This is a genomic window from Bradyrhizobium sp. SRS-191 (genome assembly GCF_024586915.1).
Taxonomy (GTDB): Bacteria; Pseudomonadota; Alphaproteobacteria; order Rhizobiales; family Xanthobacteraceae; genus Bradyrhizobium.
Genome location: NZ_JANBVS010000005.1, coordinates 25776 through 38201 on the forward strand (window position 1 = coordinate 25776; position 12426 = coordinate 38201).

A 12426-nucleotide genomic window follows, 5' to 3' on the forward strand; every position below is an offset into this window, starting at 1 on the left:
CGGTGGGCGACCTCCCGCACACCTTGTTCTTGGCTTTTTGGCTCCCGGGCCGCGATCCGCCGCTGTCAGCGGCGGCGCCCCCGCAGCTTCGACTTCCTGATCAGCCCCTCATATTGATGGGCGAGCAGATAACCCTGAACCTGCGCCACGGTATCCATCGTAACGCTGACCACGATCAGAAGCGAAGTGCCACCAAAGTAGAACGGGACGGAAGCGTAGGAAATCAGAATTTCCGGAATCAGACACACGATCGCCAGATAGATGGCGCCGAGCACGGTGATCCGCGACAGCACGTAATCGATATATTCCGCCGTGCGCTCACCGGGGCGGATGCCCGGGATGAAGCCGCCATGCTTCTTGAGGTTGTCGGCCGTCTCGGTCGGGTTGAACACGATGGCGGTGTAGAAGAAGGCGAAGAACAGGATCAGCGCCAGATACAGCACCAGGAACAGCGGCCGGCCATGGCCGAGCTGGGTGGTGATCCACTGGAACCATTCCGGGCCCTTGCCGGCGTTGAAATTGGCGACGGTGGTCGGCAGCAGCAGCAGCGACGAGGCGAAGATCGGCGGGATCACGCCCGAGGTGTTCAGCTTCAGCGGCAGATGCGAGGACTGGCCCTCGAACATCTTGTTGCCGACCTGGCGCTTCGGATACTGGATCAGGAGCCGGCGCTGGGCGCGTTCCATGAACACGATGAAGGCGATCACGGCCACCGCCATGATGATGACGATCAGGATCAGGCCGGTCGACAGCGCGCCCTGGCGGCCGAGCTCGAGCATGTTGGCGAGCGCCGAGGGCAGCTCCGCGACGATGCCGGACAGGATGATAAGCGAGATGCCGTTGCCGATGCCGCGCGAGGTGATCTGCTCGCCGAGCCACATCAGGAACATGGTGCCGCCGGTGAGCGTGATCGCGGTCGACAGGCGGAAGAACAGGCCGGGATCGGCCACGACGTTGCCGGCGCCCTCGAGGCCCACGGCGATGCCGTAAGACTGCACGGCGGCCAGAATCACCGTCAGATAGCGGGTGTACTGGTTCAGCATCTTGCGGCCCGCCTCGCCCTCTTTCTTGAGGGCTTCGAGCTGCGGCGAGACCGTGGTCAGGAGCTGGATGATGATCGATGCCGAGATGTACGGCATGATGTTCAGCGCGAAGATCGCCATGCGGTGGATGCCGCCGCCGGCGAACATGTTGAACATGCCGAGGATGCCGCCGGCCTGGGTGCGGAACACCGAATCCCAGATGTTCGGGTCGATGCCGGGCAGCGGAATATAGGTGCCGAGGCGGTAGACCAGCAGCGCGCCGAGGGTGAACCAGATGCGCTTCTTCAGCTCATCGGCTTTTGCAAGCGCGCCGAAATTGAGGTTTGCCGCAAGTTGTTCCGCTGCTGAGGCCATCTCTAGCTTTCTCCCGCCGCCCGTTCTTGACCGCATCAGCCCCGCGAGGGCTCGCGGGGCTTGGGCAGACGTCGGATATTATCTGGTGCGCAGACGCATTCTGTCCATCGCCCTGCCCGCTCAGGCTGAAGCCTGGGACCGGGCGATGACGCAGAAGTTACGCCGCTTCGCCTTCGTCCTTGGCAGGTGCCAGGAGCTTGACGGTGCCGCCGGCCTTCTCGACCGCCGCGATCGCCGACTTCGAGGCGCCATGCACCTCGATGTTGACCTTCGACGTGATCTCGCCACGGCCGAGCAGGCGCACGCCGTCCTTGGCGCGACGCAGCGCGCCCGACTTCACCAGCGCCTCGGCGTTGATCACGCTGCCGGCGTCCAGCTTCTTGGCATCGATCGCCTGCTGGATTCGGTCGAGATTGATCTCGACGAAATCGAGCGCGAAGATGTTGTTGAAGCCGCGCTTCGGCAGACGGCGATGCATCGGCATCTGACCGCCCTCGAAGCCCTTGATGCGCACGCCGGAGCGCGCGGTCTGGCCCTTGCCGCCACGGCCGGAGGTCTTGCCCTTGCCGGAGCCGATGCCGCGGCCGACGCGCATGCGCTTTTTGCGCGCGCCGGCGTTGTCGGCGATATCGCTGAGCTTCATCGCCCTTCTCCTTAATTCTCGTCGACGATGCGGACGAGATGATGAACCTTGGTGATCATGCCGCGGACCGCCGGCGTATCCGGCAGCTCGGTCACCCGGCCGATCTTGTTGAGCTTCAACCCGATCAGCGTCTCGCGCTGCGAGTGATGCCGGCGGATCGGGCTGCCGATCTGCTCGATCTTGATGGTCTTGGCGCTAGCCATTGTGCTCACTCCGAGATGCGCCAGCCACAGGCGGCGCGCGTTCGTTAGTCGGCGGCTGCCTCGGCATCGCCACCGACGCGGCGGGCCTGCAGGGTCGACACCTTGATGTTGCGGCGGGCAGCGACCGAGCGCGGGCTATCCTGGTGCTTCAGCGCGTTGAAGGTCGCGCGCACCATGTTGTACGGGTTGGACGAGCCGATCGACTTCGCCACCACGTCCTGGATGCCCAGCGTCTCGAACACGGCGCGCATCGGGCCGCCGGCGATGATGCCGGTACCGGCCGGAGCCGCACGCAGATAGACGCGGCCCGCACCGTGACGACCAAAGATGTCGTGGTGCAGGGTCCGGCCCTCGCGCAGCGCGACGCGGGTGAGGTTGCGCTTGGCGGAGTCGGTCGCCTTGCGGATCGCCTCCGGCACTTCGCGCGCCTTGCCGTGGCCGAACCCGACCCGGCCCTTCTGATCGCCGATCACGACGAGCGCCGCAAAGCCGAAGCGCTTACCGCCCTTCACGACCTTCGCGACTCGGTTGATGTGGACGAGCTTGTCGACGAACTCGCTGTCGCGCTCCTCGCGCTCCTTGCGATCGCGACCGCCTCGTTCCCGTTCACCTGCCATGGTGCTATCCAATCTTCTGAGGGGCTCTCGCGCCCAAATCCAATGATGTTAGAAGCTCAGCCCGCTCTCGCGCGCCGCATCGGCCAAAGCCTTGACGCGACCGTGATAGAGATAGCCGCCGCGATCGAACACGACTTCCTTGATGCCTGCCTTCACCGCGCGCTCGGCGAGCAGCTTGCCCACCGCCTTCGCCGCATCGATGTCGGCGCCGGTGTTGCCGGCCGAACGCATCTCCTTCTCCATCGACGACGCCGAGGCGAGCGTCTCGCCCTTCTGATCGTCGATGACCTGAGCGTAGATGTGCTTCGACGAACGGAACACCGACAGACGCGGACGGCCGCCGGCGGAGCGGCGCAGCGACAGCCTCACGCGCTGCTTGCGCCGGGCATTCGTAACCTTTGCTCTCGACATGTCCGGCTCCGTTACTTCTTCTTGCCTTCCTTGCGGAAGATGAATTCACCCGCGTACTTCACACCCTTGCCCTTGTAGGGCTCCGGCGGCCGGTAGGCGCGGATTTCGGCGGCCACCTGGCCGACGCGCTGCGGGTCGATGCCCGTGATCGTGATCTCGGTCGGCTTCGGCACGGCGATCGTGATGCCTTCCGGGATCTGGTAGACGACGTCGTGGCTGTAGCCGAGCGCGAGCTGCAGGTTCTTGCCCTGCATCGCGGCGCGGTAGCCGACGCCGGTGATCTCGAGCTTCTTCTCGAAGCCCTTGGTGACGCCTTCGACCAGATTCGCGATCTGGGCGCGGGCGGTGCCGTAGAGCGAGCGCGCGCGCTTGGTCTCGGCGCGCGGGGCAACCTTGACCTGGCCGTTCTCGAACTTCACTTCGACGTCGTCATGGACGAGGAACTGAAGCTGGCCCTTCGGGCCCTTCATCTTGACGGTCTGACCGTCGACGGTGGCGGTCACACCGGACGGCACCGTCACAGGCTTCTTGCCAATACGTGACATGGCTCAATCCTTCTTAGAACACCGTGAAGAGAACTTCACCGCCGACATTCGCGTCACGCGCGCTATGGTCGGCCATGATTCCCTTCGGCGTCGACAAAACAGAAATTCCGAGCCCGTTGTTCACGCGCGGCAGGTTCTTCACCGAGGTGTAGACGCGCCGGCCGGGCTTGGAGACGCGCTCGATCTCGCGGATCACGGGCTCGCCGTCGAAATACTTCAGCTCGATCTCGATCTCGCTGCGGCCCGACGGATGCTCCATCGTGGCATAGCCACGGATGTAGCCCTCGGACTTCAGCACTTCGAGCACGCTGGCGCGCATCTTCGAGCCGGGGGTCGTGACCTTCGACTTCGAGCGCATCTGCGCGTTGCGGATGCGGGTGATCAGATCGCTGATGGGATCGTGCGTTGACATGTTCGACCCTCCTTACCAGCTCGACTTCACGAGGCCCGGAACCAGGCCCTTGGATCCGAGCTCGCGCAGCGCGATGCGGCTCAGCTTGTTCTTGCGGTAGTTCGACCGCGGACGGCCCGTCAGCTCGCACCGGTTGCGGATGCGGGTGGTCGACGAGTTGCGCGGCATTTCCGCCAGCTTCAGGGTCGCGGCGAAGCGCTCCTCCATCGGCTTTTCCTTGTCGGCGATGATCGCCTTCAACCTGGCGCGCTTCGGGGCGGCGTTCTTCGCCATCCGCTTGCGCCGGTTGTTCTTCTCGACTGAACTCTTCTTTGCCATGCTTGGCTCCTGGGTATCCGCGTTTGAGAAGCTTTAAGTCAGCTGCTCACTGCCGGAACGGGAAATTGAATGCGGTCAGAAGGGCACGGGCCTCGTCGTCGGTCGTCGCGGTGGTGCACACCGTGATGTCCATGCCCCAGCTCTCCCCGGCCTTGTCGAAGTCGATCTCGGGGAAAATGATGTGCTCCTTGATGCCGAGCGAGTAGTTGCCGCGGCCGTCGAAGCTCTTCGGGTTCAGGCCGCGGAAGTCGCGGACGCGCGGCAGCGCGACGTTGATCAGGCGGTCGATGAACTCGTACATCTTGGTCTTGCGCAGCGTGACCTTGCAGCCGATCGGCTGGTTCTCACGCAGCTTGAAGGTCGCGATGGCGACGCGCGAATAGGTCACGACCGCCTTCTGGCCCGCGATCAGCGTGAGGTCGGCCGCAGCCGTCTCCGCCTTCTTGCGGTCGTTGACGGCCTCGCCGATGCCCATGTTGAGCACGACCTTGTCGAGCCGCGGCACCTGCATGACGTTGGCGTAGCCGAACTTCTCGGTCAGCGCGCTCTTGATCTTGCGGTCGTATTCCGTGCGGAGGCGCGGGGTGTAAGCAGTCTCAGCCATCGATCTCAACTCCCGAGCTCTTGGCAACGCGGACCTTCTTGCCGTCCGCCTGAATCTTGAATCCGATGCGCGTCGGCTTGCCGTCCTTGCCGACGTAAGCGACGTTGGACAGGTTGATCGGCGCTTCCTTGGTGACGATGCCGCCTTCCTGGTTCTGCGTCTGCTTCTGGTGACGCTTGACCAGGTTGATGCCGCGCACGAGCGCCGTGCCGGCGTCCGGACGCACTTCGAACACCTCGCCGGTGCGACCCTTGTCGCGGCCGGTCAGGACGATCACCTTGTCGCCCTTGCGGATCTTCGCAGCCATCACAGCACCTCCGGCGCGAGCGAAATGATCTTCATGTGGTTCTTGGCGCGCAGCTCGCGCGGCACCGGCCCGAAGATACGGGTGCCGACCGGCTCCGACTGGTTGTTGATCAGGACGGCCGCGTTGCGGTCGAAGCGGATCACCGAGCCGTCGGCGCGGCGGATGTCCTTGCGGACGCGCACCACGACGGCCTTCATGACGTCGCCCTTCTTCACCTTGCCACGCGGAATGGCTTCCTTGATCGACACCACGATGATGTCGCCGACGGTGGCATAGCGGCGCTTCGAGCCGCCCAGCACCTTGATACACATAACACGGCGTGCGCCGGAATTATCGGCCACGTCGAGGTTGGTCTGCATCTGAATCATTGATGCACCTCGTCCTCTTCATCTGCTGCGCAGGAAAGCTGCGCCTTTTATGATCCCGAAAGCGAAACCGGCCCCTTCGATCAGGGCCGTGTCTCCCGACTCAGGCGGTTTTCTTATGCTCTCCGCGGACCACGGTCCAGCGCTTGAGCTTGGAGATCGGCTTGCTCTCCTCGATCCACACCATGTCGCCCGGCTTGAACTCGTTGCTCTCGTCGTGAGCATGGTAGTTCTTCGAGCGGCGGATGGTCTTCTTGTAGATCGGGTGGGTGAAGCGCCGGTCGACGCGCACGACCACGGTCTTGGCCTGCTTGTCGCTGACGACCACGCCCTGGAGGGTCCGTTTCGGCATGTCGAGCCTCTTACTTCGTCTTGGCGCGCTGCTGCGCGGCGATGGTCTTGATACGGGCGATGTCGCGGCGCGCCTCACGCAGGCGGGCGGTATTCTCCAGCTGCCCGGTGGCGCGCTGGAAGCGCAGGTTGAAGCGCTCCTTCTTCAGATTGACGATCGCATCGTCCATCTGGTCCGGGCTCATCGCGCGAATGTCGGCAATCTTCATCTCGGCCATGACCATTACTCCGCAATGCGTTCGACGAAGCGCGTCTTGATCGGCAGCTTGGCAGCGGCCAGGGTCAGCGCCTCGCGCGCGATCTGGTTGCTGACGCCGTCGATCTCGAACATCACCCGGCCCGGCTTGACGCGGGCCACCCACAATTCCGGCGAGCCCTTGCCGGAGCCCATGCGGACTTCGGCCGGCTTTTTCGACACCGGCAGATCCGGGAACACCCGGATCCAGACGCGGCCCGCGCGCTTCATGTGACGGGTCAGCGCACGACGGGCGGCCTCGATCTGGCGCGCGGTGACGCGATCCGGCTCCATCGCCTTCAGCCCGAACTGGCCGAAGGCCAGCGTTGCGCCCGAGGACGCAACGCCGTGGATACGGCCCTTATGCGCCTTTCGGAACTTGGTCTTCTTTGGTTGCATCATGGCTTTGAGCCCTCAAACCTGTCTTGTCGCGGCTGAACGATCAGGCCGCGTCGCGGCGCGAACGCGGCGACGGGCTTTCGCCACCACCCTCGTTCATCCGCTTGTCCTGTGCCATCGGATCGTGCTCGAGGATCTCGCCCTTGAAGATCCAGACCTTCACGCCGCAGGTGCCGAAGGTGGTGAACGCGGTGGCCACACCGTAGTCGATGTCGGCGCGCAGCGTGTGCAGCGGCACCCGGCCCTCACGATACCACTCCATGCGGGCGATTTCCGCGCCGCCCAGACGACCCGAGCAGTTGATGCGGATGCCCTCGGCGCCGAGACGCATCGCCGACTGAACGGCGCGCTTCATGGCGCGGCGGAACGCGACGCGACGCTCGAGCTGCTGCGCGATCGATTCGGCGACCAGCGTGGCATCGAGCTCCGGCTTGCGGATCTCGACGATGTTGATCACGACGTCCGACGAGGTGATGTCGGCGACGCGCTTGCGCAGCTTGTCGATGTCGGCGCCCTTCTTGCCGATCACGACGCCCGGACGGGCCGAGTGGATCGTGACGCGGCACTTCTTGTGCGGACGCTCGATCACGATGCGGGCGACGGCCGCCTGCTTGAGCTCCTTGTGCAGGATCTCGCGGATCTTGACGTCTTCATGCAGCAGCTTGCCGTACTCGGCCTTGCCGGCGAACCAGCGCGAATCCCAGGTCCGGTTGATGCCGAGACGCAGACCGATCGGATTGATCTTTTGACCCATCGTATTCTCCCAGCGCCCGACTTTACGCGCTCGCCTCGACCTGACGAACAATGATCGTCAGCTGCGAGAACGGTTTGAAAACTCGGCCCGAACGGCCGCGGCCGCGCGGCGAGAAACGCTTCATCACGATTCCCTTGCCGACGAAAGCCTGCGAGACGACGAGATCGTCGACTTCGAGCTCGTGGTTGTTCTCGGCATTGGCGATCGCCGATTCCAGGCACTTCTTGACGTCGACCGCAATCCGCTTGCGCGAGAACTGCAGGTCGGCGAGGGCTGCCGACGCCTTGCGGCCGCGGATCATCTGCGCCACCAGGTTCAGCTTCTGCGGGCTCACCCGAAGCATCCGGGCCACAGCCTTGGCCTCGTTGTCGGGGAGGCTCCGTTCGCGCTTTGGTTTGCTCATCGCTTAATCCTCAAGCCTTCTTGGCTTTCTTATCGCCCGAATGGCCGTGGAAGGTGCGGGTCGGCGAAAACTCGCCGAACTTGTGACCGACCATCTCTTCGTTGATCGCCACCGGCACATGCTTCTGGCCGTTGTAGACGCCGAACGTCAGGCCGACGAACTGCGGCAGGATGGTCGAGCGGCGGCTCCAGATCTTGATGACGTCGTGACGGCCGGACGCGCGCGCCGCATCTGCCTTCTTGAGCAGCGACGCCTCGACGAACGGGCCTTTCCAGACTGAACGAACCATGTCCGTCGTTCCTTACTTCTTCCGCTTGTGGCGGCTCAAGAGAATGAATTTGTCGGTCGACTTGTTGGTGCGGGTCTTCTTGCCCTTGGTAGGCTTGCCCCACGGAGTGACCGGGTGACGACCGCCGGAGGTACGGCCTTCGCCGCCGCCGTGCGGATGGTCGATCGGGTTCATCGCGACACCGCGGTTGTGCGGGCGACGGCCCATCCAACGCTTGCGGCCGGCCTTGCCGATCGAGGTGTTCATGTGGTCCGGGTTCGACACCGCACCGATGGTGCCGCGGCAGCGACCGTGCACCAGACGCTGCTCGCCCGAGTTCAGGCGGACGATGACGTAGTCGTGGTCGCGGCCGACGAGCTGGGCATAGGTGCCGGCCGAACGGGCGAGCTGACCGCCCTTCCCGATCTTGACCTCGATGTTGTGCACGATCGTGCCGACCGGCATGTTGCCGAGCGGCATGACGTTGCCCGGCTTCACGTCGACATAGTTGCCCGCGACGATGGTGTCGCCCACCGCCAGGCGCTGCGGCGCCAGGATATAGGCGAGCTCGCCGTCCTGATACTTGATCAGGGCGATGAACGCGGTGCGGTTCGGATCATACTCCAGGCGCTCGACGGTCGCGGGGACGTCGATCTTGTCGCGCTTGAAGTCGACCGTGCGGTACGACTGCTTGTGGCCGCCGCCGAGGAAGCGAACCGTGATGCGGCCGGTGTTGTTGCGGCCGCCGCTCGACTGCTTGCCTTCGGTCAGAGCCTTGACCGGCTTGCCCTTGTACAGGGCCGAACGATCGACCATGACCAGCTGGCGCTGGCCCGGCGTCGTGGGGTTGAATGTCTTCAGTGCCATGGCAGCTCTGCCTTACAGTCCGGTGGTCACGTCGATGCGGTGGCCCTCTTCGAGGGTCACGATCGCGCGCTTGCTGTCCGATTGCGAACCGAAATTGCCGCGGAACACCTTGGTCTTGCCCTTGCGGACGAGCGTGTTCACGCTCTTGACCTTGACGTCGAACAGCTTCTCGATCGCTTCCTTGATCTGCGGCTTGGTCGCCTTGGCGGCCACCTTGAACAGAACCTTGTTCTGCTCGGAGGCGAACGTCGCCTTCTCGGTCACGACCGGCGCGATGATGATGTCGTAGTGGCGCGGATCGATGGTCTTCATTTGAAGCGCGCCTCCAGCGCATCGATCGCCGCCTTGGTCAGAACGAGCTTCTGCCGGCGGAGAATGTCATAGACGTTGATGCCCTGGATCGGCAGCACGTCCAGGTTCGGAATGTTGCGGGCCGCAGCGGCAAAGCCGTTGTGCAGCTCGGCGCCGTCGATGATCAGCGCGTTGGTCAGGCCGAGACCGGAGAAATGGCCGATCAGCGCCTTGGTCTTCGCCGCCTCGAGGGTGGCGTTCTCCAGGACGACCAGATCACCGTCCTTGGCCTTGGCCGATAGCGCATGCTTCAGCGCCAGCGCACGGACCTTCTTCGGCAGGTCGGTCGCATGCGAACGCACGACCGGACCGAAGGCGCGGCCACCGCCACGGAACTGCGGCACGCGGGCCGAGCCGTGACGAGCACCGCCGGTGCCCTTCTGCTTGTACATCTTCTTGCCGGTGCGCCAGATCTCGGCGCGGCCCTTGGCCTTATGGGTGCCGGCCTGACGCTTGTTCAGCTGCCACTGAACGCAACGCTGGATGATGTCGGCGCGCGGCTCGAGACCGAAGATGGCGTCGGACAGCTGGACCGAGCCGGCTTCCTTGCCCTCAAGCGTGGTGACTTTCAGTTCCATTTATGCGCCCTCCTGCACGGCCGGCGCTTCGGCAGCCTGCTCACCCGCGACCTTGAACTTGCCGGGCTTCGGCGCTTCCTTCGGCAGCGGCTTCTTCACGGCGTCGCGCACCGAGATCCAGCCACCCTTGGAGCCGGGCACCGCGCCTTCGACCAGGATCAGGCCGCGCTCGACGTCCGTCTGCACCACACGCAGGTTCAGCGTGGTGATGCGGTCGACGCCCATGTGACCGGGCATCTTCTTGTTCTTCCAGGTCTTGCCGGGGTCCTGACGGCCACCGGTCGAACCGATCGAACGGTGCGAGATCGACACACCGTGCGTGGCGCGCAGACCGCCGAAGTTCCAGCGCTTCATGCCGCCCGCGAAGCCCTTACCGACCGAGGTGCCGGTGACGTCGACGAACTGGCCGACGACGAAGTGGTCGGCCTGGATCTCGGCGCCGACCGGGATCAGCGAGTCCTCGCTGACGCGGAATTCGGCGAGCTTGCGCTTCGGCTCGACCTTGGCGACCGCGAACTGGCCGCGCTCCGCCTTCGGCATGTAGACCGTCTTGCGGCTGCCGCTGCCGAGCTGCAGCGCGACGTAGCCGTTCTTCTCGGTGGTGCGATGACCGACCACCTGGCAATTGCCGAGCTTCAGCACGGTCACAGGGATATGCTCGCCGGTCTCCGTAAAGACCCGCGTCATCCCGACCTTTTGTGCGATCACTCCGGAGCGCATCGGCGTGCTTCCTGTTCTTCTCTATGTCCGCGATGAGGCGAACGTGAATCCAAAAACTTAGAGCTTGATCTCGACGTCGACGCCGGCAGCCAGGTCGAGCTTCATGAGAGCATCGACGGTCTGCGGGGTCGGATCGACGATGTCGAGGAGACGCTTGTGGGTGCGCATCTCGAACTGCTCGCGGCTCTTCTTGTCGACGTGCGGCGAACGGTTGACGGTGAACTTTTCGATGCGGGTCGGCAGCGGAATGGGTCCGCGAACCTGCGCGCCGGTCCGTTTCGCCGTGTTGACGATCTCGCGCGTCGACGTATCGAGGATACGATGGTCAAACGCCTTGAGACGGATGCGGATATTTTGGCCGTTCATTGCCGTATCTTTCTTTGAGTAGTGAGTGGCGAGTAGCGAACGGCGAATGGATCTCCATTCGCCACCCGCCATTCCCTATTCGTGTTGTTACTCGATGATCGAGGCGACGACGCCGGCGCCGACGGTGCGGCCGCCTTCACGGATGGCGAAGCGCAGCTTCTCTTCCATCGCGATCGGCACGATCAGGTGCACTTCCATCGCGATGTTGTCGCCCGGCATCACCATCTCGGTGCCTTCCGGCAGGTGAACGACGCCGGTCACGTCGGTCGTGCGGAAGTAGAACTGCGGACGATAGTTGGTGAAGAACGGAGTGTGGCGGCCGCCCTCTTCCTTGGTGAGGATGTAAGCCTCAGCCTTGAACTTGGTGTGCGGCTTGACCGAACCCGGCTTGCAGAGAACCTGGCCGCGCTCGACGTCCTCGCGCTTGGTGCCGCGGAGCAGCGCACCGATGTTGTCGCCAGCCTGGCCCTGATCGAGCAGCTTGCGGAACATTTCGACGCCGGTGACGGTGGTCTTCTGGGTCGGACGGATGCCGACGATCTCGATTTCCTCACCGACCTTGATGATGCCGCGCTCGACACGACCGGTCACCACGGTGCCGCGGCCCGAGATCGAGAACACGTCTTCAACCGGCATCAGGAAGGGCTGGTCGATCGGACGCTCCGGCTGCGGAATGTACTCGTCGACATTGCGCATCAGCTCGAGGATGGCGTCGTGGCCGAGCTTCTTGTCCGAATCTTCGAGAGCGGCCAGCGCCGAGCCCTTGATGATCGGGATCTTGTCGCCCGGGAATTCGTACTTCGAGAGCAGCTCGCGAACTTCGAGCTCAACCAGCTCGAGCAGCTCCGGATCGTCGACCATGTCGCACTTGTTCAGGAACACGACGAGCGCGGGAACGCCGACCTGACGGGCGAGCAGGATGTGCTCGCGGGTCTGCGGCATCGGGCCGTCAGCGGCCGACACGACCAGGATCGCGCCGTCCATCTGGGCAGCGCCGGTGATCATGTTCTTCACGTAGTCGGCGTGGCCGGGGCAGTCGACGTGGGCGTAGTGGCGGTTCTTGGTCTCGTACTCGACGTGGGCGGTCGAGATGGTGATGCCGCGAGCCTTCTCTTCCGGCGCCTTGTCGATCTGGTCGTAGGCAGTGAACGTCGCACCGCCCGTTTCGGCCAGGATCTTGGTGATGGCAGCCGTCAGCGACGTCTTGCCATGGTCGACGTGACCAATGGTGCCGATGTTGCAGTGGGGCTTGTTACGTTCAAATTTAGCTTTGGCCATTTGACTCTCCGTTCAGTCGCTAACTTGAGCTCGC

General features: G+C 64.0%; 23 protein-coding genes. All 23 read right to left on the reverse strand.

What is annotated here, in order from left to right:
* Positions 1-65: 65 nt before the first annotated feature.
* Positions 66-1397 (reverse strand): preprotein translocase subunit SecY, encoded by a 1332-nt coding sequence (gene secY, locus NLR35_RS10890; RefSeq protein WP_009031842.1) that lies wholly within the window; start codon positions 1395-1397, stop codon positions 66-68.
* A 157-nt stretch (positions 1398-1554) separates the two neighbouring features.
* Positions 1555-2040, reverse strand: a complete 486-nt coding sequence (gene rplO, locus NLR35_RS10895) for a 50S ribosomal protein L15 (RefSeq protein WP_006611857.1) — start codon at positions 2038-2040, stop codon at positions 1555-1557.
* A gap of 11 nt (positions 2041-2051) precedes the next feature.
* Positions 2052-2243, reverse strand: a complete 192-nt coding sequence (rpmD, locus tag NLR35_RS10900) for a 50S ribosomal protein L30 (RefSeq protein WP_257166564.1) — start codon at positions 2241-2243, stop codon at positions 2052-2054.
* 44 nt (positions 2244-2287) lie between these two features.
* On the reverse strand, positions 2288-2860 hold the full coding sequence (gene rpsE / locus NLR35_RS10905) for a 30S ribosomal protein S5 (RefSeq protein WP_006611855.1): 573 nt from the start codon (positions 2858-2860) through the stop codon (positions 2288-2290).
* A gap of 48 nt (positions 2861-2908) precedes the next feature.
* Positions 2909-3271 (reverse strand): 50S ribosomal protein L18, encoded by a 363-nt coding sequence (gene rplR, locus NLR35_RS10910; RefSeq protein WP_006611854.1) that lies wholly within the window; start codon positions 3269-3271, stop codon positions 2909-2911.
* Between the two features lie 11 nt (positions 3272-3282).
* On the reverse strand, positions 3283-3816 hold the full coding sequence (gene rplF, locus NLR35_RS10915; RefSeq protein WP_008963473.1) for a 50S ribosomal protein L6: 534 nt from the start codon (positions 3814-3816) through the stop codon (positions 3283-3285).
* A gap of 13 nt (positions 3817-3829) precedes the next feature.
* Positions 3830-4228, reverse strand: coding sequence for a 30S ribosomal protein S8 (gene rpsH, locus NLR35_RS10920; protein WP_006611852.1), 399 nt, complete (start codon positions 4226-4228; stop codon positions 3830-3832).
* Positions 4229-4240: 12 nt separating this feature from the next.
* A complete protein-coding gene (gene rpsN / locus NLR35_RS10925; protein ID WP_257166565.1) occupies positions 4241-4546 on the reverse strand; it encodes a 30S ribosomal protein S14 in 306 nt (101 codons plus the stop codon).
* Between the two features lie 46 nt (positions 4547-4592).
* Positions 4593-5150: a 50S ribosomal protein L5 gene (gene rplE, locus NLR35_RS10930; RefSeq protein ID WP_257166566.1), complete on the reverse strand. Its 558-nt coding sequence runs from the start codon at positions 5148-5150 to the stop codon at positions 4593-4595.
* Positions 5143-5457 carry a 50S ribosomal protein L24 gene (gene rplX, locus NLR35_RS10935; protein WP_257166567.1) on the reverse strand — a complete coding sequence of 105 codons (315 nt, stop codon included), beginning with the start codon at positions 5455-5457 and terminating at the stop codon, positions 5143-5145. The genes rplE and rplX overlap by 8 nt, the downstream gene beginning before the upstream one ends.
* Positions 5457-5825: a 50S ribosomal protein L14 gene (rplN, locus tag NLR35_RS10940; RefSeq protein ID WP_006611848.1), complete on the reverse strand. Its 369-nt coding sequence runs from the start codon at positions 5823-5825 to the stop codon at positions 5457-5459. The genes rplX and rplN overlap by 1 nt, the downstream gene beginning before the upstream one ends.
* 100 nt (positions 5826-5925) lie before the next feature.
* Positions 5926-6174, reverse strand: a complete 249-nt coding sequence (rpsQ, locus tag NLR35_RS10945) for a 30S ribosomal protein S17 (RefSeq protein ID WP_006611847.1) — start codon at positions 6172-6174, stop codon at positions 5926-5928.
* A gap of 10 nt (positions 6175-6184) precedes the next feature.
* A complete protein-coding gene (rpmC, locus tag NLR35_RS10950; RefSeq protein ID WP_006611846.1) occupies positions 6185-6391 on the reverse strand; it encodes a 50S ribosomal protein L29 in 207 nt (68 codons plus the stop codon).
* A gap of 5 nt (positions 6392-6396) precedes the next feature.
* Positions 6397-6810: a 50S ribosomal protein L16 gene (rplP, locus tag NLR35_RS10955; RefSeq protein WP_006611845.1), complete on the reverse strand. Its 414-nt coding sequence runs from the start codon at positions 6808-6810 to the stop codon at positions 6397-6399.
* 40 nt (positions 6811-6850) lie between these two features.
* Positions 6851-7561, reverse strand: a complete 711-nt coding sequence (gene rpsC, locus NLR35_RS10960; RefSeq protein ID WP_006611844.1) for a 30S ribosomal protein S3 — start codon at positions 7559-7561, stop codon at positions 6851-6853.
* Positions 7562-7583: 22 nt separating this feature from the next.
* The gene (rplV, locus tag NLR35_RS10965) at positions 7584-7964 is read right to left on the reverse strand and encodes a 50S ribosomal protein L22 (RefSeq protein WP_006611843.1); all 381 of its coding nucleotides are present in this window, start codon (positions 7962-7964) and stop codon (positions 7584-7586) included.
* 10 nt (positions 7965-7974) lie between these two features.
* Positions 7975-8253: a 30S ribosomal protein S19 gene (rpsS, locus tag NLR35_RS10970; RefSeq protein WP_006611842.1), complete on the reverse strand. Its 279-nt coding sequence runs from the start codon at positions 8251-8253 to the stop codon at positions 7975-7977.
* Between the two features lie 12 nt (positions 8254-8265).
* Entirely contained in the window at positions 8266-9099 is an 834-nt protein-coding gene (rplB, locus tag NLR35_RS10975) for a 50S ribosomal protein L2 (RefSeq protein ID WP_257166568.1), read from the reverse strand.
* 12 nt (positions 9100-9111) lie between these two features.
* A complete protein-coding gene (locus tag NLR35_RS10980) occupies positions 9112-9411 on the reverse strand; it encodes a 50S ribosomal protein L23 (protein WP_006611840.1) in 300 nt (99 codons plus the stop codon).
* Positions 9408-10028 carry a 50S ribosomal protein L4 gene (rplD, locus tag NLR35_RS10985; RefSeq protein ID WP_006611839.1) on the reverse strand — a complete coding sequence of 207 codons (621 nt, stop codon included), beginning with the start codon at positions 10026-10028 and terminating at the stop codon, positions 9408-9410. Before rplD ends, NLR35_RS10980 begins: the two co-directional genes overlap by 4 nt.
* Positions 10029-10748 (reverse strand): 50S ribosomal protein L3, encoded by a 720-nt coding sequence (gene rplC / locus NLR35_RS10990; RefSeq protein ID WP_006611838.1) that lies wholly within the window; start codon positions 10746-10748, stop codon positions 10029-10031.
* 57 nt (positions 10749-10805) lie between these two features.
* A complete protein-coding gene (gene rpsJ / locus NLR35_RS10995; protein ID WP_002712302.1) occupies positions 10806-11114 on the reverse strand; it encodes a 30S ribosomal protein S10 in 309 nt (102 codons plus the stop codon).
* 87 nt (positions 11115-11201) lie between these two features.
* Positions 11202-12392, reverse strand: a complete 1191-nt coding sequence (gene tuf, locus NLR35_RS11000) for an elongation factor Tu (protein WP_006611837.1) — start codon at positions 12390-12392, stop codon at positions 11202-11204.
* Positions 12393-12426 lie beyond the last annotated feature (34 nt).